This window comes from Hymenobacter jejuensis, from assembly GCF_006337165.1.
Lineage (GTDB): Bacteria > Bacteroidota > Bacteroidia > Cytophagales > Hymenobacteraceae > Hymenobacter > Hymenobacter jejuensis.
Map to the genome: position 1 here is coordinate 3,720,803 of NZ_CP040896.1, position 26,083 is coordinate 3,746,885.

Here is a 26,083-nt window from a genome sequence, read left to right on the forward strand (position 1 = left end):
GAGGATGCGTGTAAATGCCTGATTAACAAGTGTTTGTGAAATAGCAAAGCTATTCCCGCGCAAAACGACGCACAGTTGTGTTGCCGTTGGCGTCACGCAGCCGGAGTAAATATAGGCCGTGTGGCAACTCTGGTAGGTGCATAGTAGCTTCGGCATCCGGCGTCAGGTGCACCACAGACGCCGCTAGGCGCTTGCCGAGCAGGTTTTCGACCGTGGCAGCGTAGGTTCCTGACCGGTTTCCATCAGCGAGGCGCAGGTGCAAAGTGCCATCCGAGGTAGGGTTCGGATACACCGTCAGGGCCGCGAGTGCCTGCGCGGGAGCCGTAGCCAATGCTTGCTGCCCGACCACCAGCGTATAATCTTCCGTTTCCAGGTTGGACGTGCTGATGCTACACGGATTTGGGGGCAAGGCACTGGTATTGACCTGCACGCGCAGGCGCGTAGCGGCCCCGGCGGGCAGTTGGGTGGGTATTTTGAAGGTCAGCTTGTGTTCTAGTCCGGCCTCGTAAGCCGCGTACAGGAGTTCCGTCGACTCGAAAATGCCGTTGCGATTGCCGTCCAGCCACACAGCCGTGGTGTGTTGGGTAACTGCGGTAGTAGTGCCGAACGCCACGCTCATGGCGTAGGTCTCCTGGGGCTGCACCCGGATGAAGCGCGTCAGGTAATTGCCGTAACCAGTTGGTTCGGAGGTTGAAGCACTCGTGAAGACCGTAGCGCCGGCGGAGTTATTGACGCTCACTTTGCTGATCCACGCAAACGTGCTGGTTCCCGTTGAGGTGCAATACTGGAGGCATTCAGGCGTGATATACACGTAGTCGGGCTGGCTCAGGGTAACGGTGCCCACGTTGTTGGTGGCCGTCAGTGATACCGAATACAAACCGGGCGCGGCGTAGGTGTGCAGCGGCGATTTTTCGGTGCTGGTCTTGCCATCGCCAAAATCCCAGCGCCAGCTATTGGGGAAGTTGGTGGTTTGATCCGTAAAACGGATCTCGCGGATGCAAGTACCCTGAATGTGATTGGAAGCGAATTGAACCACAGGCAGTTGCGTCACGGGCAAAATAACCAAGGTATAATCTTCTACCTGCCCCAACCGCGGATTGGTGCAAGGGCCAGCGGCTGCCCCCGCAAAATCACTGATCACGCGTAGGCGCATTGGCTGGCTGGCAGCAGTCACGTAGGGAAGCGTGATCGTGCCGCTCGGGTTGGCTTTGCTAAGGGCTTCAAACACCAGTTCTTTCACCGGCTCGAAGACGCCGTCGTTGTTGGCGTCCAGCCACACCCGTGTGTCCTGTGGGCTGCCACTTTCGGTCGCAACCGCGATGGGGTATTGATAGCCGCCCGTCAGCCGGATCTTGCCATTGCAGGTATAGTCCTCATACCCAGCTTGTCCGGTAGGCGTGTTATTGATGAAAGGCCCAAATGTGAAGCGCGTAATCCCGAAGCCGTGCTCCGCCGTAGTAGGCGTGCAACTGGCCGCAATCGGCTGAGCCGTATCGTAGAAAATGTAGCCGGCGCGCGTAAGTGTGTTCGTGCCGGCGGCGTTGGTAATAGTCAGACTGACGGTGTAAGTACCCGGCGCGGCGTAGCAATGCCGCGGATGTTGCTCGGTGCTGCTCGTGCCATCGCCAAAACTCCATTGCCACGTGGCGGGCAGGTTCTGGCTCAGGTCCGTGAACTGTACGCAGCCCGTACAGGATACGGGCTGATCAACGGTAAAATCCGCTGTTGGCGCACTAGTATTGGCAGCCAGCGTAATGCTATAGTCTTCCGTTTGAGAATATTCGGGCGTAGAACACGGCGTAGGCACTGGCGAAAGCGCATAATCGGCGGCGATGCGCAGCCGCAGGCGCTGCCCGACTACCGCCGTATTAGGCACGCGGATGCTGCCTTTGTGTACCCCCTGGGCCTTTGAACTGAAAAGCAGTTCTTGGGTAGCGTTGAAGGTCCCGTCGTTGTTAAGGTCCAGCCACACGCGCACGTTCTCATTCACACTCGCGTTGGTGGTGATCGTAATTGGATAATCCTTGCCCGGCACGAGCGTGGTGCCCACCGTGCAGGAATAATCTTTGTATCCGTCCTGCGCGCCTGCTGTCGTATTCTGGATTGACTCAAGCTGCACTTGCGTGATGCCCATTCCAAACCGCAGATTGGCCGCAGGAGCCGCTCCGGGCGTGCAGGCGCTCGCCGCGGCCGGGCAATTCTGCTGCGCCTGCGCCGGCAGTAGCGAGAAGATTCCGCAAATAACTAGCAGCAGAGGAAAGGCACCATCCGGTAAGCGTAACAGTTTGGTCATATGAAACAGTGCCTTTGAAAAAATAGGAGAATACAGTGCTTAAATATAACCGTCTTCGAGGAACACCCGGTACCCAAGGAAGCTGTTTTTAAGGGCTGTTCGCAACGAAAATCGCCTTCTGGCCGCGCCAAAACTCCTAGTTTTGTCTGGCCAATGCTCTTGGCTTGGGTTTATCTGATTTTTATGAAAGAAAAAGTAGTTCTCATCACCGGCGGCACCTCCGGCATTGGCCGGGCTTGCGCCGTAGCATTTGGGCAGGCTGGCGCCAAAATAGTAGTCACGGGCCGCGACGAAGCCCGCCTCGCCGAAACGGCTCAGGAACTTGCCCGTCTGAGCATTGCCCATCATACCGTGCGCGCCGACGTAGGAGTGGAGGCAGACTCAGAACGTGCTGTCAGTGAAACAATTAAAACTTTTGGCCGCTTAGATGTTCTGATCAACAATGCTGGTATCTCTATGCGCGCCCTGTTTCAGGATGCTGATCTGGACGTCATTCGCCGGCTGATGCAGACGAATTTTTTCGGCACGGTGTACACGACCAAGTTCGCCTTGCCGCATTTGCTGGCCAGCAAAGGGTCGATTGTGGGTATCTCCAGCATTGCCGGGTATCGGGGATTACCGGGCCGGACTGGCTATTCGGCCTCCAAGTTTGCCATGCAAGGGTTTCTGGAAGCCTTGCGTACGGAAGTATTGCCGCAGGGCGTGCATGTGCTGGTGGCTTGCCCCGGATTCACCGCTTCCAATATCCGCCAAACGGCCTTGGCTGCCGACGGTTCTGCGCAGGGCGAGTCGCCGCGCGACGAAGGAAAAATGATGAGCAGCGAGGAAGTGGCTCAGCACATTCTTAAGGCTGTGCAACAGCGCCGACGCGATTTAGTGCTTACTACTCTTGGTAAGGTCACGGTATTGCTAAATAAATGGTTTCCAGGCCTCTCGGATAAATTGGTTCTCAACCACTTCCGCAAAGAAGAAGGCCTATCGGTAAACCAGCAGTGATAAAAGGTAATTAGATTTTGGTCCCGTCGGGGTTTCGTCATTACGCGAATCTCCGACGGGATTGTGTTTTGAATCAGCTAAAAGCCTTTAACAGATTTAGCTGGGAGAGGATCAATGATAGTTATATAAGACTGTGATTATCAATGCAATAGCAATAAATTGTGCCGCCGGATATAAGCATCACCGCCTTGCCATTGCACGCGATACCACACATCCTGCCGACCCAGCACCACCAATCGGTCGCCCGCGGCCGCTGTGGTGAGCCAAGAAGCTCCGGCGCTGGGGCCTGCCATGATTGCAGCGCGAGGTCGAGCTACTATTCCCGCAACCTCCGGCTCCAGCAGGTTCAGATACAAGCCGATAACCCCCAGATATAGGCTGTACGCCACCCACCAGCCGCCGGAAAGGCGCTGACGGCGGAGAAAAAGCATCATCCCCACCACAACTGCCCCAATCAGAAAGGCCTGTAGAAGTCGATAATAATACCGCTGAAAGGCGATCGCAACTGCTTGGCGCCACGTGTTTGGATAGCCTGTAAGGCGGTAAAGCTGAGCCAGTTCCACCATTTTTCGCCAGGTGCTTTGCTGCGGCTGGCGGGCATGAGCTAGGCCCAAATAATACAAGGCTGCAGGATAATGACCCAGGCCCTCCTGCACATAGGCCATGCGCAAAAGGATACGCGGTGAAGTCTGCCGGTTCTGGCGCAAGAATTGTTGATAAAGCGGGTAAGCTGCCGCGTAGTTGCCCGCACCAAACAAAGAATCTGCCTTTGGAAGTACTGCGCTATCTTTTTGGGCCAGAAGCGGTTGGCTAAAAATTAACCAAAAGAGGAAAAAAAACTGTGCTTTTTTTAGCAAAACGTTTGGAGTGTAAGGGTGAGCCCTCTACTTTTGTGCCCACAATAAAGGAACACGGTTCCACAACACAAAGAAAACGATTCTGTAGCTCAGCTGGTAGAGCAATACACTTTTAATGTATGGGTCCTGGGTTCGAATCCCAGCGGAATCACTAAAGTCCCTCAGTATTGTACTGAGGGACTTTTTTGTTTGATCACGGTAATCACGCTCTTTGGCCAATGCAACTGTTTCTTGACGCTTACATGCTCTTCCGATTGCAAGCAAAAGCTGTTTGATAGTGTGAGTAGTAAACTAACAGCTAGTTCAAACGCAAAAGAGGGCTTAAATGAATTTTTACTTATGGCATGTTCTCTCCTCATAATAAATATTTGAAGATAAAACCACCTCATTAATTGCAGCTACCACCATTGGCTGCTACTCAGGCCAATAAAGTCATGATTGACTTTATTGGCTTTTTTATTTAATATTATTGATATAAAATTTAGTTTTTGTGTCTGTGGATAGGGGCAAAAGTTGCTAACTTATGGATCTTATTAAAATAATAATTTCTGTATACAGTATTATATCCTTGGGTTAAAAGGCAATAATCATGGCACAGATACATATCCTGCGAATAATTATATCTGTCGTAGCATTATTTCTAATCGTTGTGCATTTGGTCCGCCCCGATATCAGAATTGATGCTATTACGCTGGGCTTATTGATCCTGAGTGTAGTTCCTTGGTTGGCACCAATCATAAAAAGCATTGAAGTGCCAGGGGTAGGGAAGTTAGAGTTCCAAGAGCTGAAGGACAAAGTAGAGCAAGTACAAGGGGTTGCACAAAGTGCCGACCGAAAATCAGATTTCGCAATTGCAGAACCGTCGGTTCCTAAAGCAGCAAGGTCGCCTCAACCTCAGGATATGCCTTCTGCTACAAGTAAGCTTTTAGAACTCGCCAAAGAATATAACAACCTGCGGGAGCGGCTGCCGTCTGGCAATGAGCGTACCATAGCGATGACTTCCATTGTGCGTCAAATGACCAATTTGGCGCCTGAACTACACGATTATGATGTGCCTAATGCGTTAAATAATGAAGATCGGGGAATTCGACTCACAGCGTATGCATATTTATTTGCGCGCCCTGAATTTTCGCAGTTAGCTAATTTAATCAATAGTTTAATTCTAGTCGAAGATAAGCCTTTCGGACAGTACTGGGCCATTCAGGCTTTGGGAAAGCTAATTGCTAATCGCTTGGATCACTCAATCGATAACACACTGGTAAACAGGCTTAAATCTTTTCAAGCCTCGCTTCAGGTTGGTACGGATAGATATTATGAACTAGGTAAAATACTTAAAGATCTAGATTCGAAAATTCAATAAATAAAGTATGTGTGCTTAAAGTAAGAAATTATGTTTTTTCAAAAAGTAGTTAAAGGCATTGCCAATATAAGCAGCTACGAGGCGCAGGCCATTGTGGAGGCAAATGGTATAGTCTGCAACTGGTGGCGTAATGCTGTTACTATCACTAAGGAAGAAATTAAGTCCAACTTAGTTGATAGTAATATATTTCATCACCTGAACCATTACAACCATAAGCTGCCTTCGGGGCATTCTCTTGCGCATTTGGGAACATCGTATGGTGACGTATCACCCTTTATTTCAACCACGGCGGGTGCCATTCAGCGAGACGCATTTCACAGACGAAATATTTTGTTCGACCCGTTTATTACGGCACTTTGCTTTGCTACTAATAATTTTACTGCAAGTGGGTTTGTGTTTTATGCCTATCTTATTACACTAGGGAAGGCAGCTGTTGCACTTGAGCAATTTGCAGAAGAAGTACGAGAGCTACATATTTATCAATATTATCTTCCGTATCACCACGAAGGAGAAATTATGGCTAAAGTTGTGATTCCATCGGCACAAATTGAGAAAGCAGAGGAATATGATGGCCCTGCGGTACTTCGTGAATTAAAAAACAGAAGAAAACCGGTGCCAATAAGTGCTGTAATTACAAATCCGGCGTATTCCCATCCCGATGATTTTATTAATATCCGTGAATTGTTGTGAAGTATGAGCCGCTATACTGACATTTTGGGGCTGCCGGCAGAGGATGTGCGAAATGTAGCGGATGCATACGGGGGCTATGCAGGCTTTATACAAGATGAATTTGATAAAAGTGAGGACAGCAACAAACAAAATGCTGCCATTGGGCCTTGGCTGGCTAGCAATTGGTTGCTGGCCGCGATTTTAAATGCCTTACTGACGCCAGCAGCATCCAAAAGTCTTTTTAGCCAGGCAGCGCGGGCGTACCGAGAGCTAAATCACCCGTTCTGGAAGGTTGCAGCCATATGCGGTCTGGATTCGGATCTGTTGGCCGAACAGCCCGATAGCTTCATGTCTAACGATGCTTCGGAGGATTATCTGCTGGGGATTTCTCCAGACGAGTATCTCTACGAGCTGTTGCGGCTGGCCTACCTCTCGCAAGTCGACACCAGATACGCGGGTGCGTACGATAGGCTTCGGGAAGGAGGGCAGGAGTTAGCAGCGCTAAGAGCATCCGGAGCTGGTCGATTAAATATTCCTATTTTTCTGTATATCAAAGCAATAAGTGAGGTTGGTATTGCTGGATTTCGACAGGAAAGGGGAGTAGACGTCCTAGGGCCTCTGCTTGACCGGGCTTACGAATCCATCGAGCTGGCCAGGGCTGATACCTACCACTGGGCGGGGCTCAGAGGGTCGGTAGTGCCGCTGGAGCCGGAAATATTGGCGGCGTCTATATGCTTCTGTATCAAGTCTTTGTATACTGAAGGTGGCCTTGCCGCTTTAGAGAGAAGAATTGATATGGATGCGGCCGCCTTCGTTCCGTTGCAGGTAGCCCTCGCGATCACCCAGGGCTCTCCTTTGAACGGAGGCTTCGACGTAAGCCTAGATCCTATTATTCCCACCGGCCCGGTCAATACAGGCGGGCCTCAGGTCGATGTGCCGGTGTTTGCGTAAGGAGATCAGCATCAGACTTATCCATAATCTATTCATTCAGAGGCCCTAAGGTATACGGGCTAGCCAGTACTTTTTGTCGCCACACCTCTTTTTCGGCCGCGATGGTGGCTGCCGTGGCAAGCCCGGGGTACAGCCGATAATTGGCATCCGGCCCGGTTTCCGGAAAGTATATCTGCGACTTTACATAGCTGCTGAAGTCAAATAAGTTGCTCTGTAGCTGGTGGTTATACTTATACGTGTTGTAGCAAACGCCATTGCGAAATACCCGAATATTGTAGAAGTAAGTATTTCCGTTGAGCGAGCGATTGTCGTTGTAGCAATACATCCCGACGTTGAAACCCGGGACCCGCTGCCCATCGGGAGTGAGGGCCGTAGCCACGATGCGATTGTCGTACCACCAGATGTTGTAGCCGCGCACCAAGGCAATGCCGTACTGGCTGGTTTCCAGCAGGTGGTTGTTGTAGCACTTGATGTTGTGGTTGGAGTTTGGCCCTTTTCCGCCATCACCCAGCATAATGCCGCCGCCGCTATGCACTGGGTCCAGCGGTGGGTTGGGATAGGTGCCGAGGCAGAAGTTGTCGTGAATGAGCAGCGCGTCGGACATGGAGGCGCCCCAGGACTGGAATATGTTAATAAAATCTTCCGTGTCGCATACGAAAGGCTCGTTGACGGCCATGTTCCAAGCGATCTCCGATTGCTTCAGGTCGCCACAGCTGTTGAGCTGCACAAACTGCGCGGTTTCGCGCCCGCCGTTACGGTATCGTCCGTCGATGTTGCGGCAGATGTTGTACCTGATGCTGAGGTGTTTCGCAATGGAAGGGTCATCTACCTGCATGTCTGCCAAGTAGATACCGCTGGTGTGCTCGATGTAATTGTGCTCAAATTTGAGGTAGCGCGTCCCGTTGGCGTCGAGGGTTTTGCCGCGGCGCTTGTTGTTAAGCGTCTGGGGGCCAGCCCACAAATGGGTATTGACGATGGTCAGGTGGTTGTTCTTAAATTTAGCGTCGATCAAGTCACCCGCCCCGTACACGTTGGCGCCGTCGAGCGTAACCGGTTGCGTAGTTCGGATGCGCACCGCGGGCACATTGCTGTCCAGGCTGCGGTAGTTGCCACGGTACGTACCCCCGCGCGTAATCGTGAGGGGCTCCTGCCAAACCAGTGCCTGCGGGGCCGGCGCAACATAGTCCAAGCCATGATGGCCATTTGTGCGGACTACTATGGTAACCAGTAAGTAGATAAGAAGCTGAATCATTCTTTTACGACAACAGACGAAAAGCGCGAAAAGCGCCCTGCAAAAGTCGTAATCTGGTTTTAAAAACACAGAAATCCAGCAGGAAGAGGTCCTTCGCCGTCTTATCCGCATGCTCTGATGAGCTACAACCAAACTGTGTCCGGTTGGCGATATTTTGTAAGGTAGTATACCTAGTCCTCTAATCGGTACTAGGCTTTATGCTACTGAGTCTAAAAACCTCACAATTTCTTTTGTTATTTTTTTGTTTTCTGCTATTCTTACGGTGTAGTTGCCCAAAGCGAAGCGCCGTGCCGCTTCCCGTTTGTTTTACCACCCCTCACAAATCTTTGTATAACAAGTAGTTACGTTGCCTTCGGTTGGTTTTCAAAATCATAAGAGGTACAGCTAGCAACTTTTTTTGAGTCATTTCACAATCGTTTGTGATGTTTTTTTGCACAATCGTTTGTGTGTCATTCCCCCAACAATTCCCCCATAATACTTTATGAAAAAGCCAGTACCCAAATTGAGCCGGCTAACCCTGCCAGCATTACTCTGCTGCCTGCCCCTGTTGACGGAGGCAGGCATCCCGGTGCCCAAAGCGAACTATATGTTCGGCTTGTTGCAGGCCGATGTAACCGTAACAGGTCGCGTAGTAGATGAAAAAGGCTCCGGCCTGCCGGGCGTAAACGTAGTGGTGCGCGGCACTTCCAACGGTACCCAAACCGATGTGGACGGCCGGTACACGCTCACGGCCCCTGACAATGCGACGCTGGTCTTCTCCTACGTAGGCTACACGGCGCAGGAAGTGCCCGTAAGCGGTCGCACAACCGTTAATGTTTCTCTGGCTCCCGATGCCAAAGCCTTGTCGGAAGTAGTGGTGGTGGGTTACCTGACCGAAAACCGGCAGAACGTGACCAGCGCCGTTAGCAGTCTTGATGTGAAGGAAGCTACCAAAGCTCCTGTGGCCACCGCTACCCAGGCCCTGCAAGGCCGGGTAGCCGGTGTGCAGGTGCAGGGCACCGGCGGCCCCGGCGATTCACCGGTGATTACCATTCGCGGTATTGGTACGCTGGGCAACGCCAGCAGCGCCCCGCTTTACGTGATCGACGGCTTATGGACGGACAACATCCGCGATCTGAACCCCAATGACATTGAAACCTTAAACGTACTGAAAGACGCCTCCTCAACGGCTATTTACGGTTCGCGCGGCGCCAACGGGGTGGTACAGATCACAACCAAAAAAGGCAAGTCGGGCGCACCCAGCATTGGGTTTAATGCCTACGCTGGCGTCGACAATGTGTACAAACGCTATAAGCTGACCAACGCCAGTGAATGGGCCGACCGCGCAGTACAAGCCTACGCCAACGCTGGGCTTGATCCCCTGAATGCCGGACAGAACAGCCTGGCTGGCGCCGTGAAAGGCCCCGGTGGAAAGTTTGACCCCTCGGTAGATACGGATTGGCAGAAAGAATTTTTCCGTACCGGTAAGGTGGAAGACTACAACGTGACCTTCTCCGGTGGTACGGCCTCGGAAAAGAACGCGACCAATTTCCTGGTGTCCGGCGAGTACTTTCACCAGCAGGGTATTGTGAAAGGCCCTGACTTTGAGCGCTATAGCTTGCGTCTCAATTCGGGCTTGACTCGTGGTCGCTTCAAGTTTCAGGAAAATGCGCAGCTAACGCACATCAACACGACGCTGCTCAACGGCTTTCCGTTCATCGACGTGCTGCTGATGCTGCCCAGCATTCCGGTGTATGACCCCAACAACAACGGGGGCTTTGGCACGGGCTCCACTACCCTCAACACGTTTGCAACCAACCCCATTGGTGCGCAGTCGCTGCTCAACCGCCGGCAAAACGACAACCGGTTGGCCGGCAACATCGGCGTTGATTATTCCTTCTTCGACTTCCTGACCTACCGCCTCAACGTAGCCATGGACGGCCACGTGTACAACAACAGAGACACTCAGAAAGCCGGCATTATTCGCCAGAACACGGCCATCAACACCTCGTCGCTGAGCGAATTTCAGGGTTACGACGTGTTCATGCTGGCTGAAAACACCCTCAATTTCAACAAAACGTTTGGTAACCACCACGTAAACGCGCTGGTAGGCTACTCCGAGCAAAGCTACCTGCAGCACAACACCACGGTGCAGCGGCAGGGCTACACCAGTGTTCCGCAGTACTACTTCCAGCTCGATGCGGGCCCCAACGCAGGCATCAGCGGCGGCTCGACGATCGAAAACTCAAAGCGGTCTTACTTCTCACAGGTCACCTACGATTACAAGAACCGCTATTTGGTTTCGGGCAGCTTCCGCCGCGACGGTTCCTCGAAGTTTTCGAAGGCCAACCGGTGGGGCAACTTCGGAGCCGGCTCGCTGGGATGGCGCGTCAGCGAAGAAGATTTCTTCAAAGATGCCGTGCCCATGGTCAGCAACCTGAAGCTGCGGGCCAGCTACGGCGTGAACGGTAACGACGGCCTGGGTGGTGCCTACGGCGGCAACTACCTGACGTCACCCATTATCAACCAGAACGTTAACTACGTAGATGGTGCCGGAAACATCGTAAACGGCTCGGCCCAGATTACGCTCAGCAGCCCCGACATTCAGTGGGAAGAGCGCTACACCAAAGACGCCGGTCTGGACCTGGCTTTGCTGGAAAACCGACTGACGGTTTCGGCCGACTACTACATCTCTGAAACCAGAAAAGCACTGGCACCGGTCGTAATTCCGGTGTACTTGGGCAACTTCGGCGGGGCTGTATTCCAGAATGCCGGTAACCTCGAAAACCGCGGCTTTGAGTTTGCATTAGGCTACCACGAAAACCGCCACGACTTCGTCTACGGCGCTGATTTCACCCTGACTACGATCAAAAACCGCGTAACGAAGGTGCCAACCGAAGGCCAGTCGTTTTCAGACGGTATCGGCCTGACCCGTACGCAGGTAGGCCAGCCAGTAGGCGCGTTCTTCCTGATTCCGTTCGACGGCATCTTCCAGTCAAAAGATGAGGTGAACAACTACAAGAGCTCGTCGGGGAAAGTTATCGAGCCCTATGCTTCGGCCGGCGACGTGCGCTACAAGGACACCAACGACGACGGTGTAATTGATACCAAAGACCGTGTGTTTGTGGGCAGCCCCTTCCCTAAGCTGCAAATGGGCCTGAACCTAAACGCCGCCTATAAAGGCTTCGACGTTTCGGTGTTTCTGCAAGCCGTAACCGGCAACCAGGTATTCAACCGCGCCAAGGCTGCCCTAGAATACTACAACGGCCCCAACAACTACGAAAGCGACGTGCACCCCTGGACACCCGAAAACCGCTCGACGACTACACCGCGCCTGTTACAGGGTGGGGGAGCCGGCGACCTGGGCCTGGCGGCTTCTTCCAACGCGCTGTTTAACACCACGCGCTGGCTGCAAGACGGCGACTACCTGCGCCTGAAGAACATCCAGATTGGCTACACGTTCCCCAAAACGCTGACCAGCAAAGTGCCTAGCCTCGGCAGCGTGCGGGTGTACGTAACGGGTCGTAACGTGCTGACCTTCACTAAGTACTCGGGCTTTGACCCAGAAACTCCCGGCACCGGCTTCTACGGCCGTGGCATCGACGACGGCTCGTATCCCAACGTGCGCACGTTCACCGGAGGCGTTCAGGTCAACTTCTAATTTTTTCGAAGCTGTTGCGATAACTCCCAGTCTCGGATCAAACCCTCTTCTTTTGACAACGATATGAAAATCAATAAGTTACCAGCTTTCCTGCTAGCGGCCAGCCTCTTTGTGGCCACTAGCTGCGAGAAAGACCTGCTGGATAAAACGAACCCGAACGCCCCCTCCACGTCGCAGTTCTGGAAAACCCAGGATGATGCTATCAAAGGGGTATATTCCTGCTACTCAGGCATTCAGCAGTACGCTTGCTACGGGCACTCCTGGCAATTCATCACGGCCCGCTCCGACGAATCGTATAGCCAGAGCCCGTTCGTGGACCTGGCCATCTTCACGCGTTTCATTCAGGCCGATAACAACTTCTTCATTTCGTCTTTCGCCTGGAACGACTATTACCGCACCATCTACCGGACCAACCAGGTACTGACGCACGTGCCGGAAATCAGCATGGACGAAACGCTGAAAAAGCGCCTGCTGGCCGAAACCCGCTTTGTGCGGGCGCTCATGTACTTTGACTTGGATTCGTTCTTCGGCAACGTACCCCTGATCACCACCGAGTCAGTAGTAACGACCCGCGCTCCGCAGGCTACACCGGCCCAGGTGGAGGCTCAGGTTATTGCCGATTTGCAGGCTGCTATTCCCGATTTGCCCCTGACTTACAGCGGCGTCGACAAGGGCCGGGCTACGAAAGGCGCCGCGCAGGCATTGTTGGCCAAGATGTACTTGCAGCAGCGCAAGTGGAGCGAAGCTTCCGCGCTGCTCGGCCAAATCATCAATTCGAACACGTATTCGCTGGTACCCAACTACTTAGACAACTTCACCGAAACCAACGAAAACAACAGCGAATCGGTGTTTGAGGTGCAATACACTGGTTTGCCGCTGGATGTAGGCCAGGGCCAGGACAACGCTTCGGCTTCGGAAGCCTACGACCGCCCGAACTTCTTTGGTCCGCCGATCTATTCGTTTTCCGACGTGCAGCCCCGCAAATGGTTGCTTGATGCTTATACCGACTCGACGGTGGCCTTCGCTCCCGGCAGCACCAAAAAGCACCTGATTGACCCGCGCCGCGACATTTCGATCATCAGCAGCGTCAATCCGGATAAGTTTTACGGCAAAACCTTCACGGAGCTGGGCTACAACCCCAGCCAGCAATACTGGCGCAAGTACCTGAACGACCGCACCCGCACGACACCCGAAAACTTTACGTCGGGCATCAACTTCCGCGTGATTCGGTACGCCGACGTGCTGCTGCTGCAAGCCGAAGCCCTCAACGAACTTGGGCAGACGTCGGCGGCGGTGCCGCTCGTCAACCAGGTGCGGGCTCGTGTAGGTTTGGCCCCGTTGACTGCTGCTAACTTCACGCAAAGCAGCCTGCGCTTGCAGATGCGCAACGAGCGGGCCAAGGAGTTGGCCGGCGAAGGCCAGCGCTGGTTTGATATCCTGCGTTGGGGCTTGCTAGACAACCAGGCCGGCATCGACGACCTCAAAACCCGCGACGTTGATTTCGTCAACTTCGTGTTGGGCAAGTCGAAATTGCTGCCCATTCCGCAATCAGATATCGACATTGACCCGAACATCAAGCAGAATCCTGGCTACTAATTCTGCCAGTTGATCAGCAGAACGTGAGACAGCCGTTCCGGGCCGCAATCCGGAACGGCTGTTTTGTTTGGGCGAACGGATGCTGTATTTGAGTGTTTATAAATAATTGAATATCAATGTATTGTAAAATAAGTTTCTCCCGTTCACGCTGGCTGGCGCTGCTGCTGGCGCTGGGCTTGCTGGGGTGCAGCAAAGGCGGCGATACCCCTGTAACGCCGGCTCCACCAGTCGTGACGCCGCCAAGCACAACTGCCACCTTCACCAATCCGCTGTTGCCCTCCGGCCCCGATCCGTGGGTATATCAAAAGGACGGCTCGTATTACTACATGCACACGCTCAATACCCAGTTGCGCATCTGGAAAACGGCGAAGATGTCGGAGCTAGGCAACGCCAACAGCACGGTCGTCTGGACGCCGCCGGCCACCGGGGTAGCTTCGGGCAACCTGTGGGCGCCGGAGCTGTATCAGTTTGACGGTAAGTGGTATATCTATTACTCTGCGGGGCCCAACGGCACCGACTTAGGGCAGCAGCGCACCTGGGTTTTGGAGAACTCCGCCGCCGACCCTACTACCGGCACCTGGACCAGCAAGGGCCGTATTTTCAGCGCTGCGGCCGATTTTTGGGCTATCGACGGCACGGTGCTGGAGCAGAACAACAAGCGCTATTTCATCTGGTCGGGGCACAACGGAATTGATGCCATTCAGCGCCTTTACATTTCGGAAATGAGTAATCCCTGGACGCTGACCGGGCCGCGCGTGGAGCTTTCGCACCCCGAATATGCATGGGAAACCGTAGGGCCGCCGTATGTAAACGAAGGCCCCGAGATCCTGAAGCACGGCGACAAAACGTTCTTGGTGTATTCGGCCAGCTTCTGCGGCACCGACTACTATTCGCTGGGCCTGCTCACGGCTTCCAACACAGCCGATCCGCTGCTGCCCGCGTCGTGGGTGAAGTCGGCGAAGCCCGTTTTCTCGTCTGACCCCAGCCACCGCGCCTATGCCACGGGCCACAACGGCTTTTTCACTTCCAAAGATGGGCAGGAAGACTGGATCATTTACCACGCCAACTCCAACCCCAACGAGGGCTGTGTGGAAAAGCGCAACCCGCGCATGCAGAAGTTTAGCTGGAACGCCGATGGCACTCCCAATTTCGGGATGCCGGTGGCCATCAATACGGCCCTGCCCCGGCCCGGAGGCGAATGAGTTTCGCGAAGCTGTCAATCCAGAGCAAAGCCTATTTCAACAAGAATTTGTCCTGTGAGTTTAAACAATCGATTGTGTAAGTCGGATTGAATCTTTACTTTACAACCGTAATCAGCGATACGGTCGCTTCAGAAAATCAGAAAGTGCCTAATATTGAGCTGTATACTTACCAACCGCACTTTGGGGCTCCTCCCAGTCAGGGGCTGAAATAGTCACTTTCATACCGTCCTTTCCCACCTCTCTCCATGAAAAAAACTTCTTCTGCCGGACTGATCGCCGGTGTCATGCTCGTAGGTCTGACCAGCGCTTGCAACCAATCGTCGGATACTAGCAAAACGACTGCCGACCAAACGGCCGCTGCCGATTCCACCCAATCTTCCGCCAACGCTTCTGCTATGAAACCCACTTCCTCGTCTTTCGGCAAAACCCAAGATGGCACGGAGGTGCAGCTGTTTACGCTCACCAATGCCCACGGCATGAAAGCCACCATCACCAACTACGGCGGCACGGTCACAAGCCTGCTGGTGCCCGACAAAAACGGCAAGTTGGGGGATGTGGTGCTGGGCTTCGACAACGTGAGTGGCTACCAAAGCCCGGCGTTTCTGAAGTCGGGCCCGTATTTCGGGGCCTTGATCGGGCGCTACGGCAACCGCATCAAAGCCGGCAAGTTCACCGTCGACGGCAAGGCGTACACCTTGGCTAAGAACAACGGTCCGAACTCGTTGCACGGCGGCCTGAAGGGCTTCGACAAAGTGGTGTGGCAGGCTCAGCCCGGAAGCTCGGCTGAAGGACAAACGCTGAAGCTCACGTATGTGAGCAAAGACGGCGAGGAAGGGTACCCGGGCAACCTGAACGTAACGGTCGTGTACACCCTCACCGATCAGGACGAGCTGAAGATCGACTATTCGGCCACGACCGACAAAGCCACGCCCGTCAACCTGACCAACCACAGCTACTTCAACCTCAACCACGGCCAGGGCAAAGACATCTTGGGCCATGAGGTAACGATCCCGGCCGATCGCTACACCGTGGTGGACGCCACGCTGATCCCGACCGGCGAGCTGCGCCCGGTGAAGGGCACGCCCTTTGACTTTACCACGCCCCACGCCATCGGCGAGCGCATCGCCCAGGTGCCCGGCGGCTACGACCACAACTGGGTGCTGAACAACGCCAGCGGTATGCACGCGGCGGCCAGCGTGTACGACCCGGCTTCGGGCCGCACGATGGACGTGACCACCACCGAGCCCGGGGTGCAGTTCTACACCGGCAACTTCCTCGACGGTACCCTCACGGGCAAGGGCGGCACGGTATACGGAAAGCACGCGGGCTTCTGCCTGGAAACCCAACACTTCCCCGATTCGCCCAACCAAGCCAAATTCCCGAGCACTATCCTCAAACCCGGCGACACGTTGCACACCACGACCGTGTACAAATTTGGTGTGCGCAAGTAGTTGACTTAGAGTAAGTTGTAAATAAAGGATAACAGACCACTTAGCTGTGCAAAATCCCAACTCAACGGTTTCCGGTTCGGAGGCCTACGTGATCGGCATCGACTACGGCACAGATTCGGTGCGCGCCCTGCTGGTGAACGCCCGCACGGGCCAGGAGGTAGCGCAGGCTGTGCACTACTACACGCGCTGGAAAACCCTGCAATACTGCAACCCGGCCCGCAACCAGTTCCGCCAGCATCCCCTCGACTACATCGAAGGTTTGGAGGCGACCGTGCGCAAAGTGGCGCAGGAAGTACCCGCCGAGCAAATCGTGGGCATCGCCGTGGATACCACCGGCTCGACGCCGGGCGCGGTGAACGAGCAAGGGGTAGCGCTGGCCCTTACGCCGGGTTTTGAAGAGAACCCGAACGCCATGTTCGTGCTTTGGAAAGACCACACGGCCCTCGAAGAAGCGGCCGAAATCAACCTGAAAGCGCGCACTTGGGGCGGCGACGATTACACCAAGTTTGAAGGCGGCATCTATTCGTCGGAGTGGTTTTGGGCCAAGATCATGCACGTGGTGCGCGAAGACGAGGCCGTGGCGCAAGCTGCTCACTCCTGGATGGAGCACTGCGACTGGATCACGTTGATGCTGACAGGTAGCAACTTAGCTACGTTCAAGCGCAGCCGGTGCGCCGCCGGCCACAAAGCCATGTGGCACGAGAGCTGGGGTGGCCTGCCGATGGAAGAGTTTATTCAGCATCTGGAGCCCAAGCTGACCTATCTGCGTGGCCATCTGTACCAAGACACTTACACGGCCGACGAATCGGCGGGTACGCTGTCGGAAGAGTGGGCTACGCGCCTGGGCCTGACCACCAACACGGTTGTGGCCGTGGGCAGCTTCGATGCCCACGCGGGCGCCGTAGCCGGCGAAATCGATGCCTATTCCATGGTGAAAGTGATGGGTACTTCGACCTGCGACATTGTGGTGGCGCCCAGCAACGAGGTGGGCGATCGGCTCGTGCACGGCATCTGCGGGCAGGTCGACGGCTCGGTAATTCCGGGCATGATGGGCCTGGAAGCGGGGCAGTCGGCGTTCGGCGACTTGCTGGCTTGGTTTAAGCAGATTGTAGAATGGCCGCTGCGCACAATGTTGCCCAACTCGAAGGTGCTGACGCCAGAATTGCAAGAAGCTCTGCGTGAAGAGATTAGCAACAACCTGCTGATTGAGCTTGCTAATGCTGCCGAGCAAGTTGACCCGGCCGAGTCGGCGGTGCTGGCACTCGACTGGGTGAACGGCCGTCGCACACCCGATGCCAACCAAGGCTTGAAAGGCGCTATCATGAACCTCACGATGGGCACCAACGCCCCGCAGATCTTCCGGGCGCTGGTCGAAGCTATCTGCTACGGTTCCAAGCAAATCGTGGAACGCTTTGAGAAGGAGGGTATTCCAATCAAGCAGGTAATCGGCATTGGCGGCGTGGCCAAGAAGTCGCGGTTTGTGATGCAGACCTTGGCCGACGTGCTCAACCGCCCGATCAAAATCGCGGTGTCGGAGCAGGCGCCGGCGCTCGGTGCCGCTATTTATGCGGCCGTAGCTGCCGGTGTGCACCCAGATGTGCTGACCGCCCAAAAAGAAATGGGCAGCGGTTTTGCCGAAACCTACGAGCCCAATCCGGCGCGCGTCGCCGATTACCAGGCCCGCTACGAGCAGTACAAAACCTTCGGACAGTTTGTAGAAGAAGTGACGCTTGGCGAGGGCGAAGTGGCCGAAACAACCTTAGTCGACGACCAGGCATGAGTCAGTATCAAGATCTGAAGCAGGCCTGCTACGAGGCCAATATGCAGCTGCCCAAGCTCGGGCTGGTGCTGTTTACGTTCGGCAACGCGAGTGTAGTCGACCGCGAGCAGGGTGTGTTCGCCATCAAGCCCAGCGGCGTTCCCTACGACACGCTGCGCCCCGAAGACATTGTGATTGTGGACTTTGACGCCAACCCGGTCGAAGGCACAAAGCGCCCGTCGTCGGATACCAAAACCCACGCGGTGCTGTTTCGGCACTGGGAAGAGATCGGCGGTATTGTGCACACGCACTCTACCTACGCCACTTCCTGGGCACAGGCGCAGCTCGACATCCCGGTTCTGGGTACCACGCATGCCGACCACCTTACGGCCGATATCCCGTGTGCGCCGCCCATGTCCGATGACATGATCGCGGGTGACTACGAGCACCAGACGGGCTGGCAAATCATTAATGAGTTTCAGCGCCGCGGCCTCTCGCCCACGGAAGTCGAGATGGTGCTGCTCAGCAACCACGCCCCCTTCACCTGGGGCAAAACCGTGGAAAAAGCAGTCTATAACAGTGCTGTGCTGGAAGAAGTGGCTCGCATGGCGTACCTCAGCTCCACACTGCGCCCCGACGTGCCGCGGCTGAAAGATGCCCTCATTCAGAAGCATTACGAGCGCAAACACGGCGTGAACTCCTATTATGGTCAATCATAATTGATTGACTATCAACTAAATATAAAATAGCTCTTCTAGAGCTTTCCCTCTCTTTCTCATGATCGATCTTAAGCAATACGAAGCCTGGTTCCTTACCGGCAGCCAGCACTTGTACGGCCCCGAAACCCTCAAGCAGGTGGCGGAGCACTCCCAGCAAATTGCCGATGAGTTGAACAAGCAGTTGCCCATCAAAATCGTGTTTAAGCCAGTTTTGACCGGCCCCGACGAGATTTATAAACTAATGCAGGAGGCCAACACCACGCCCAATTGCGTGGGCCTGATTGCCTGGATGCACACGTTTTCGCCCGCCAAAATGTGGATCAACGGGCTGAAGATCCTCCAAAAGCCGATGGCACACCTGCACACGCAGTTCAACCGCGACATTCCGTGGGGCGACATCGACATGGACTTCATGAATACGAATCAGTCGGCGCACGGCGACCGCGAGTTTGGGTTCATCGGCACGCGTATGCGCCTGAACCGTAAGGTAGTAGTAGGCCACTGGCAAGACCCCGCGGTGCACGAGCGCCTGAGCGTGTGGTCACGCGTGGCCAGCGCCTGGGCCGACTGGCAGGGCGCCCGCTTCGTCCGTTTCGGCGACAATATGCGCTTTGTGGCAGTAACCGAAGGCGATAAGGTCGAAGCTGAAATCAAGTTTGGCTACTCCGTGAACACCTACGGCATTGGGGACTTGGTCGCCGTGATCAACGCCGTGAGCGACGGTGAGATTGAGGAATTGATGGCCGATTATGAGGCAGAATACGAGCTGGCCGACACCCTCAAGCCGCAGGGTGGCATGCGCAGCTCTCTGCGCGAGGCGGCTCGTATTGAGTTGGGTATGAGGCGCTTCCTGCAAACTACTGGTGCTAAAGGCTTTACCGATACCTTCGAGGATCTGCACGGCATGGCCCAATTGCCGGGCATTGCCACCCAGCGCCTGATGGCCGATGGGTACGGCTTCGGCGGCGAAGGCGACTGGAAAACAGCAGCGTTGGTGCGCGCCATGAAAGTGATGGGAGCGGGGCTGCCCGGCGGCAACTCCTTTATGGAGGATTACACCTACCATTTCGCCCCCAACAACAACCAGGTATTGGGCTCGCATATGCTCGAAATCTGCCCCACGATCTCGACCGGCACGGTGCGCGCCGAAGTGCATCCGTTGGGCATTGGCGGCAAAGCCGACCCGGTGCGGCTGGTGTTCAACTGCCCGGCTGGCCCGGCGCTAAACGCAACGATTGTCGATTTGGGCAACCGGTTCCGCTTGATCGTCAACGAGGTAGAAGCTGTGGAGCCGGAGCAGGAGTTGCCGAAGCTACCGGTAGCCCGCGTGCTGTGGAAGGTAAAGCCGGACCTGAATACCGGCGCGGCCGCCTGGATTTATGCCGGTGGGGCACACCACACTGGTTTCAGCCAAAACCTGACCCCGGAATACCTGGAAGACTTCGCCGAAATGGCTGGCATCGAATACGTGCTCATCGACGACGAAACGAAGCTGCGCACCTTCAAAAACGAGCTGCGCTACAACGAAGTCGCCTTTGGCGGGCGCTAGAGACACTATCCATATTTGATTTGCTGCTCCTATCTACCTCATGCAGAACAAATTAACGGTCCTCGACTTAGGCGTCTTCCTCGTTTACCTCGTGGGGGTGTCGGCCTATGGTTACTACGTCTACAAAAGCAAGCAGAAAGCCCAGACCGACACCAAGGATTACTTTCTCGCGGAAGGCTCGCTGACGTGGTGGGCCATCGGGGCGAGCATGATCGCTTCCAACATCTCGGCTGAGCAGTTCATTGGCATGTCCGGCAACGGCTTCACGGTGGGTGCCGCGGTGGCCGCTTACGAGTGGGTGGCCGCCATCGTGCTCATCGTCGTGGCGGTGTTCTTTATGCCGGTGTACCTGAAGCAGAAAATCTTCACGATGCCGCAGTTTCTGGAGCAGCGCTACAACTCCACGCTAAGCCTGATTATGAGCGTCTTCTGGTTGTTTCTGTACGTGCTCGTCAACCTGACTTCCATCCTCTACCTCGGGGCGCTGGCCATCAGCAACCTGATCGGGGGCGGCAGTTTTCACCTGATTATGGTGGCCCTGGCCGTGTTTGCGCTCATCATCACGCTGGGCGGCATGAAAGTGGTTGGGTATACCGACGTGGTGCAGGTGGTGGTGCTGGTGATCGGGGGCTTGGTCACTACCTACGTGGCCCTGACGCTGGTGAGCGAACGCTTCGGCCTGGGCAGCAATGCAATAGCTGGGTTTGGGGCGTTGATGCACGACGCCAACGATCACTTTCACATGATCATTCACAAACCCGACCCTGGTGCTCCGCAAGCCGAGATCAATAAGTACCTGATGCTCCCCGGCCTGACGATGTATTTGGCTGGCCAATGGATTGTAAATCTTAACTACTGGGGTTGTAATCAATACATTACGCAGCGCGCTCTGGGTGCCGACCTCAAGACGGCTCGCACCGGGATTCTGTTTGCCGGCCTGCTCAAGCTGCTCATGCCGGTGATCGTGATGTTGCCCGGCATCGCAGCGTACGTGCTTTACAAAAACGGTGGTTTGCAGCAAGAAATGTCTTCGGCAACGGGCCAGTTTAACCCCGACAACGCTTATTCTGCGATCCTGACGTTCTTGCCCAACGGCCTGAAAGGCTTGTCGATGGCGGCGCTCACGGCGGCCATTGTGGCCTCGCTGGCTGGCAAAGTCAACTCGATCTCGACGATCTTCACCCTCGACATCTACAAGCGGTATCTCAAGCCCGACGCTTCAGAAAAGCAGCAGGTATGGATCGGGCGCGTTACCATTTTCGCCGCCATGTTCTTGGGCATTGCCCTGACGTGGGAAGATCTTTTGGGCATCGGCAGCGCGGGCGGCTTCACCTACATCCAGAAGTACACGGGCTTTATCTCGCCCGGCATCGTGGCCATCTTCGTGCTGGGCATGTTCTGGAAGCGCACCACCGCTTCGGCGGCCATCGCCGGCATCCTGTCGGGCTTCGTGCTGTCGGTGTTCTTCAACAACTTCGCGCCGGCCTGGTTCGGCAACGAAACGCTGCTCTGGTCGGCCTTGCCCAACGGGCACGGCGGCTACGAAATTCCCTTCCTGATCTGCATGGGCTGGTCATTCGTCTTCACCGCCCTGCTGATGATCGGCATGAGCCTGGTTGGGCCGGTGGTCAATGCCAAAGCCCTGCATCTCGACGTGCGCATGTTCCGCGTGAGTCCGCAAACCATGTCGCTGATTGTCGTGACGATTCTGCTGATTACGGCTCTTTACGCAAAATTCTGGTAATCAAAAACTTATGCTGAACATTCCCGCCCATTCTGCGCAAGCTATTGCGAAAAGCCTCCTGGCGCTTGGTCTGTTGTCGAGCGCTACTGCCCAGGCTCAAACCGCCGCACCAACCACCGTCACGGTGCAGGTAAACAAGCCTGGCAAACCGGTGCCGAAGAACATGTACGGCCTGTTTTTCGAAGATATCAACTTCGCCGCCGACGGAGGCTTGTACCCCGAGTTGGTGAAAAACAAGTCGTTTGAAACCACCGAGCACCTGGTTGGGTGGAAAGCGCTGAAAGGCGGCGCGGGCCTTGAAACCTACGCCGTGCTCAACCAGCAGCCCATCAGCGCCACCAACTCGCATTTCGTGCGCCTCACTACCCGCACGGCCAGCCCCGATGCCGGTCTGACCAACGAAGGCTTCCGCGGCATGGGCCTCAAGCAAGGCGCCGAGTACACGTTTTCGCTGTACGCCCGTCGCGGTCCTGGCAGCGTCAATGCGCTGACTGTGACGCTGGAAGATGAAAAGGGAAACCCCCTGGCGCAAGCCCAGATTTCGGGCCTGACCACCGAGTGGAAAAAGTACGCGGTGCCGCTCCGACCCTCGGCTACCAGCAGCCGGGGCCATCTGAAGATCACCCTCGACGGGGCCGGCACCGCCGACCTCGATGTGGTGTCGCTGTTTCCGAAAGACACCTGGCAAAACCGTCCCAACGGCCTGCGCACCGACTTGGTGCAGCTGCTCAAGGACATGAAACCGGGTTTTCTGCGTTTCCCCGGCGGCTGCATCGTAGAAGGCCGCACGCTGGCCGAGCGCTACCAATGGAAGGAAACCATTGGCGACGTGGCCTCGCGCGTGCCGCTCATCAACCGCTGGAACATGGAGTTCAAGCACCGCTCCACCCCCGACTACTACCAATCGTTCGGGTTGGGCTTCTTTGAATATTTTCAGCTTGCCGAAGATATTGGTGCTGAGCCACTTCCCATTCTCAACGTGGGCATGGCTTGTCAGTTCAATTCGGCCGAGCTGGCGCCGATGAGCAGCACAGCCGGAGGGCCAAACGCCACAGCCAACGCCGACGACCCCACGCTGGAAACCTTTATTCAGGATGCGCTTGACCTCATCGAATTTGCCAACGGTCCTGCTACCAGCACGTGGGGCGCCAAACGCGTGGCGATGGGCCATCCGGCTCCTTTCAACCTCAAGCTCATCGGCATCGGCAACGAGCAATGGGGCCCGCAGTACCTCGAGCGCTACGAGCCGTTTGCAAAGGCCGTAAAAGCCAAGTACCCCGCGATTCAGATCGTGAGCAGCGCCGGCCCCAGCCCCGACGGCGAACTGTTCGACAAAGCCAGCAAACGTCTGGCGGAGCTGAAAGCGGAATACGTAGATGAGCACTACTACGCCAAGCCCGACTGGTTCCGGCAGCACGTCGATCGCTACGACAAATATGCGCGCACCGGCCCCAAGATTTTTGCAGGTGAGTACGCCGCTCAAAGTGTAGCCATTGGCAGCCCCGACAACAAAAATACCTGGGATTGCGCCATCTCGGAAGCGGCCTTCATGACGGGTTTGGAACGCAACGCCGATGTAGTGGGCATGGCCTCGTACGCCCCGATGTTTGCTCACGTCGATGCGTGGCAGTGGACGCCCAACATGATCTGGTTCGATAACCTGCGCTCGTACGGCACGCCTAACTACTACGTGCAGAAGCTGTTCAGCCTCAACAAAGGCACCACGATGCTGCCCGTAGAAAACAAGAACGGCCAAGATAACCTCTTCACCAGCGCCGTCGCCGACGACCAGGCCGGCGAAATCGTGGTGAAGCTGGTGAACTACTCTTCTTCGCCGCGTCCGGTAAAAATCAGCCTTACTGGCGCTAAAAAAGTAGGCAAAGCTGGTAAAGCCATCGTGTTGTCAAGCAGTGACTTGCAGGCAGTGAACACGCTCGATCAACCAACCAACGTGTCGCCTAAAGAGGAGAAGTTTTCGGCGGGCGCTACCACAACCTACACGCTGGCTCCGAACTCTTTCACGGTATTGCGCATCCCTGGCAAGCGCTAAATCAGAGTAAAACTAAAAGCTGGTTTCCCGCTTCAGTCGAGGCGGGAAACCAGCTTTTTATCTATCAATAACTAATTGATAATGAAATATTTACCCAATGCGTTGATTGGCTTCTCTCTGCTTGCCGCTGCTACGCCAGCCTTCCCGCAAGCCGTCAAACCGCAAACCGATTTCCACCAGTGGGCCGCCACGCCGCCGATGGGGTGGAACAGCTGGGATTGCTACGGCCCGACCGTGACCGAAGCCGAGGTAAAAGCCAATGCCGATTATATGGCTAAATACCTCAAAACCAGCGGCTGGGAATACGTGGTGGTGGACATTCGCTGGTACGTGGGCAACGACACGGCCCACGGCTACAACGAGAAAGACCCCGATTTCTCCATTGATAAGTACGGCCGATTTACGCCAGCGGTAAATCGGTTTCCTTCAGCTGCTAATGGGCAAGGATTCAAGCCCTTAGCCGATTACATGCACCGCAAAGGACTCAAATTCGGCATTCACATCATGCGCGGAGTGCCCGTGGTGGCCGTGAACCGCAAGCTGCCGATTTTGGGAAGCACCGCTACGGCGGCCGATATCTATTCAAAAGAAGGCCAAGCGGGTTGGCTGCACGACATGTACACGGTGGTGGCGGGCAAACCCGGTGCCCAGGAGTACTACAATTCGCTGTTTAAGCTATATGCTGCCTGGGGCGTCGATTTTGTGAAAGTGGATGATTTGTCGTCGCCGTATCACGCACCGGAAGTGGAGATGATCCGCAAGGCCATCGACCTGTCGGGGCGCAAGATGGTACTCAGCACGTCGCCGGGCGAAACGCCCATTGCACAGGCCAAACACGTGCAGCAACACGCCAATATGTGGCGCACCGTAGGCGACTTCTGGGATAGCTGGGGCCAGCTCAAAGAGCATTTTGCCGTGTGCGAACGCTGGGCGCCGTATAGCATGACCGGCGCGTGGCCCGACGCAGACATGCTGCCCTTGGGGCGGCTGGGCATCCGGGCCGAGCGGGGCAACGACCGCATGTCGCAATTCACGAAGGATGAGCAGTATACGCTGATGACGTTGTGGTCGATTTTTCGCTCGCCGCTCATGTTTGGTGGCGATTTGCCCAGCAATGACGCTTTCACACTGTCGCTGATTACCAACAAGGAAGTGCTGGCGGTGCATCATAACAGCAAGAACAACAAGCAGTTATTCAGAAACGGAGACTTGATCGGGTGGACGGCCGACGATCCGAAAACCGGCGACAAGTACTTGGCACTTTTCAACGCTTCCGATCAGCAGCTGGCTGACGAAAGCGAAGCTGCCTGGGCCAGCGGGCTGCTTAATCGGCAAACGCCCGGCCAGAGCAAAGCGGTGGATATCGACATTGCCGGCGCGCAAAAACTTTACCTGAACGTGCGCGACGGTGGCGACGACACCGCCTGGGACCACGCCGACTGGCTTACTCCGACGCTCTCCAACGACACCCAAACCCTGCCGCTGACTTCCCTAACCTGGACAAAGGCCACTGCCGGTTGGGGCAAGGTGAGCACCAATAAAAGTGTTTCGGGCGCCGATCTGATGGTGGCAGGCAAAAAATACGAGGCTGGCATCGGCACGCATGCCAACTCTATAATCGAGTACGACCTGCCCGCTGGGTACACGCGCTTTAAAGCCCTTGCGGGCCTCGACAATGCCGGCGCGTCGCAAAATGTGGGCGGCACCGTTAATTTTCTGGTGTTCACCAAAAGCCCTTTTAAGCCCATGCCACCCGACTCAGCGCGGATAGCTGTGCCGCTCAAGCAGCTGGGCTTCGATGGCTCCTGCACCATCCGCAACCTCTGGACGGGCAAGAACATCGGCGCTTTCAAAGGTGAATTCGCGCCTTACATCCGGCGCCACGGCGCGGGTTTTTACCGCATTTCGGCCGCGAAGAGTAAGACAAGTTAGGGAAGAATTGAGACAAATGGCTTCAAGCTTTCTCTTGTGAAATAGTAAATCCATTCTGAAAAC

At 55.4% G+C, this 26,083-nt stretch carries 17 protein-coding genes and 1 tRNA gene; 15 read left to right on the forward strand and 3 right to left on the reverse strand.

Annotation, left to right across the window (positions count from 1 at the left end; all coding sequences use genetic code 11):
* Positions 1-49 precede the first annotated feature (49 nt).
* Complete coding sequence (locus tag FHG12_RS15495; RefSeq protein WP_139516590.1) at positions 50-2,293, reverse strand: GEVED domain-containing protein; 2,244 nt, start codon at positions 2,291-2,293, stop codon at positions 50-52.
* 183 nt (positions 2,294-2,476) lie between these two features.
* Here FHG12_RS15495 and FHG12_RS15500 point away from each other — a divergent pair, with 183 nt between their 5' ends.
* Complete coding sequence (locus FHG12_RS15500; RefSeq protein WP_174805798.1) at positions 2,477-3,289, forward strand: SDR family oxidoreductase; 813 nt, start codon at positions 2,477-2,479, stop codon at positions 3,287-3,289.
* Between the two features lie 140 nt (positions 3,290-3,429).
* On the opposite strand, the gene FHG12_RS15505 is transcribed toward FHG12_RS15500, so the two are convergent.
* Positions 3,430-4,146, reverse strand: a complete 717-nt coding sequence (locus FHG12_RS15505; RefSeq protein ID WP_139516591.1) for an SH3 domain-containing protein — start codon at positions 4,144-4,146, stop codon at positions 3,430-3,432.
* Between the two features lie 78 nt (positions 4,147-4,224).
* Between FHG12_RS15505 and FHG12_RS15510 the strand changes: the two genes are divergently transcribed.
* The 4 genes from FHG12_RS15510 to FHG12_RS15525 all read left to right on the forward strand — a co-directional run bounded on the left by FHG12_RS15510 (position 4,225) and on the right by FHG12_RS15525 (position 7,126).
* Positions 4,225-4,297 (forward strand) — tRNA-Lys (locus FHG12_RS15510).
* A 438-nt stretch (positions 4,298-4,735) separates the two neighbouring features.
* Positions 4,736-5,506: a hypothetical protein gene (locus FHG12_RS15515; RefSeq protein ID WP_139516592.1), complete on the forward strand. Its 771-nt coding sequence runs from the start codon at positions 4,736-4,738 to the stop codon at positions 5,504-5,506.
* A 30-nt stretch (positions 5,507-5,536) separates the two neighbouring features.
* Positions 5,537-6,196: a hypothetical protein gene (locus FHG12_RS15520; RefSeq protein WP_139516593.1), complete on the forward strand. Its 660-nt coding sequence runs from the start codon at positions 5,537-5,539 to the stop codon at positions 6,194-6,196.
* Between the two features lie 3 nt (positions 6,197-6,199).
* A complete protein-coding gene (locus tag FHG12_RS15525; protein ID WP_139516594.1) occupies positions 6,200-7,126 on the forward strand; it encodes a hypothetical protein in 927 nt (308 codons plus the stop codon).
* Positions 7,127-7,154: 28 nt separating this feature from the next.
* Here FHG12_RS15525 and FHG12_RS15530 read toward each other — a convergent pair whose 3' ends face one another.
* Positions 7,155-8,378, reverse strand: coding sequence for a hypothetical protein (locus tag FHG12_RS15530; RefSeq protein ID WP_139516595.1), 1,224 nt, complete (start codon positions 8,376-8,378; stop codon positions 7,155-7,157).
* Positions 8,379-8,859: 481 nt separating this feature from the next.
* On the opposite strand from FHG12_RS15530, the gene FHG12_RS15535 reads away from it, so the two are divergent.
* The 10 genes from FHG12_RS15535 (at position 8,860) to FHG12_RS15580 (ending at position 26,020) form a co-directional block, all read left to right on the forward strand.
* Complete coding sequence (locus FHG12_RS15535) at positions 8,860-12,018, forward strand: SusC/RagA family TonB-linked outer membrane protein (protein ID WP_139516596.1); 3,159 nt, start codon at positions 8,860-8,862, stop codon at positions 12,016-12,018.
* A gap of 63 nt (positions 12,019-12,081) precedes the next feature.
* Positions 12,082-13,614, forward strand: a complete 1,533-nt coding sequence (locus FHG12_RS15540) for a RagB/SusD family nutrient uptake outer membrane protein (protein WP_139516597.1) — start codon at positions 12,082-12,084, stop codon at positions 13,612-13,614.
* A 116-nt stretch (positions 13,615-13,730) separates the two neighbouring features.
* Positions 13,731-14,816, forward strand: coding sequence for a glycoside hydrolase family 43 protein (locus tag FHG12_RS15545; RefSeq protein WP_139516598.1), 1,086 nt, complete (start codon positions 13,731-13,733; stop codon positions 14,814-14,816).
* 245 nt (positions 14,817-15,061) lie between these two features.
* Positions 15,062-16,267, forward strand: a complete 1,206-nt coding sequence (locus FHG12_RS15550) for an aldose epimerase family protein (protein ID WP_139516599.1) — start codon at positions 15,062-15,064, stop codon at positions 16,265-16,267.
* 46 nt (positions 16,268-16,313) lie between these two features.
* Entirely contained in the window at positions 16,314-18,047 is a 1,734-nt protein-coding gene (locus tag FHG12_RS15555; protein ID WP_139516600.1) for a ribulokinase, read from the forward strand.
* A complete protein-coding gene (locus FHG12_RS15560) occupies positions 18,044-18,745 on the forward strand; it encodes an L-ribulose-5-phosphate 4-epimerase (protein ID WP_139516601.1) in 702 nt (233 codons plus the stop codon). Before FHG12_RS15555 ends, FHG12_RS15560 begins: the two co-directional genes overlap by 4 nt.
* Positions 18,746-18,803: 58 nt before the next feature.
* The gene (araA, locus tag FHG12_RS15565; protein WP_139516602.1) at positions 18,804-20,294 is read left to right on the forward strand and encodes an L-arabinose isomerase; all 1,491 of its coding nucleotides are present in this window, start codon (positions 18,804-18,806) and stop codon (positions 20,292-20,294) included.
* Between the two features lie 40 nt (positions 20,295-20,334).
* Positions 20,335-22,038, forward strand: a complete 1,704-nt coding sequence (locus FHG12_RS15570) for a sodium:solute symporter family transporter (RefSeq protein ID WP_139516603.1) — start codon at positions 20,335-20,337, stop codon at positions 22,036-22,038.
* A 10-nt stretch (positions 22,039-22,048) separates the two neighbouring features.
* Positions 22,049-24,088, forward strand: coding sequence for an alpha-L-arabinofuranosidase C-terminal domain-containing protein (locus FHG12_RS15575; protein WP_139516604.1), 2,040 nt, complete (start codon positions 22,049-22,051; stop codon positions 24,086-24,088).
* Positions 24,089-24,169: 81 nt separating this feature from the next.
* Positions 24,170-26,020, forward strand: coding sequence for an NPCBM/NEW2 domain-containing protein (locus FHG12_RS15580; protein WP_139516605.1), 1,851 nt, complete (start codon positions 24,170-24,172; stop codon positions 26,018-26,020).
* Positions 26,021-26,083 lie beyond the last annotated feature (63 nt).

Coding starts and splice junctions, on each gene's coding strand:
- FHG12_RS15495 (WP_139516590.1), bottom strand. CDS start 2,293: ATGACCAAACTGTTACGCTTACCGGATGGTGCCTTTCCTCTGCTGCTA.
- FHG12_RS15500 (WP_174805798.1), top strand. CDS start 2,477: ATGAAAGAAAAAGTAGTTCTCATCACCGGCGGCACCTCCGGCATTGGC.
- FHG12_RS15515 (WP_139516592.1), top strand. CDS start 4,736: ATGGCACAGATACATATCCTGCGAATAATTATATCTGTCGTAGCATTA.
- FHG12_RS15520 (WP_139516593.1), top strand. CDS start 5,537: ATGTTTTTTCAAAAAGTAGTTAAAGGCATTGCCAATATAAGCAGCTAC.
- FHG12_RS15525 (WP_139516594.1), top strand. CDS start 6,200: ATGAGCCGCTATACTGACATTTTGGGGCTGCCGGCAGAGGATGTGCGA.
- FHG12_RS15530 (WP_139516595.1), bottom strand. CDS start 8,378: ATGATTCAGCTTCTTATCTACTTACTGGTTACCATAGTAGTCCGCACA.
- FHG12_RS15535 (WP_139516596.1), top strand. CDS start 8,860: ATGAAAAAGCCAGTACCCAAATTGAGCCGGCTAACCCTGCCAGCATTA.
- FHG12_RS15540 (WP_139516597.1), top strand. CDS start 12,082: ATGAAAATCAATAAGTTACCAGCTTTCCTGCTAGCGGCCAGCCTCTTT.
- FHG12_RS15545 (WP_139516598.1), top strand. CDS start 13,731: ATGTATTGTAAAATAAGTTTCTCCCGTTCACGCTGGCTGGCGCTGCTG.
- FHG12_RS15550 (WP_139516599.1), top strand. CDS start 15,062: ATGAAAAAAACTTCTTCTGCCGGACTGATCGCCGGTGTCATGCTCGTA.
- FHG12_RS15560 (WP_139516601.1), top strand. CDS start 18,044: ATGAGTCAGTATCAAGATCTGAAGCAGGCCTGCTACGAGGCCAATATG.
- araA (WP_139516602.1), top strand. CDS start 18,804: ATGATCGATCTTAAGCAATACGAAGCCTGGTTCCTTACCGGCAGCCAG.
- FHG12_RS15570 (WP_139516603.1), top strand. CDS start 20,335: ATGCAGAACAAATTAACGGTCCTCGACTTAGGCGTCTTCCTCGTTTAC.
- FHG12_RS15575 (WP_139516604.1), top strand. CDS start 22,049: ATGCTGAACATTCCCGCCCATTCTGCGCAAGCTATTGCGAAAAGCCTC.
- FHG12_RS15580 (WP_139516605.1), top strand. CDS start 24,170: ATGAAATATTTACCCAATGCGTTGATTGGCTTCTCTCTGCTTGCCGCT.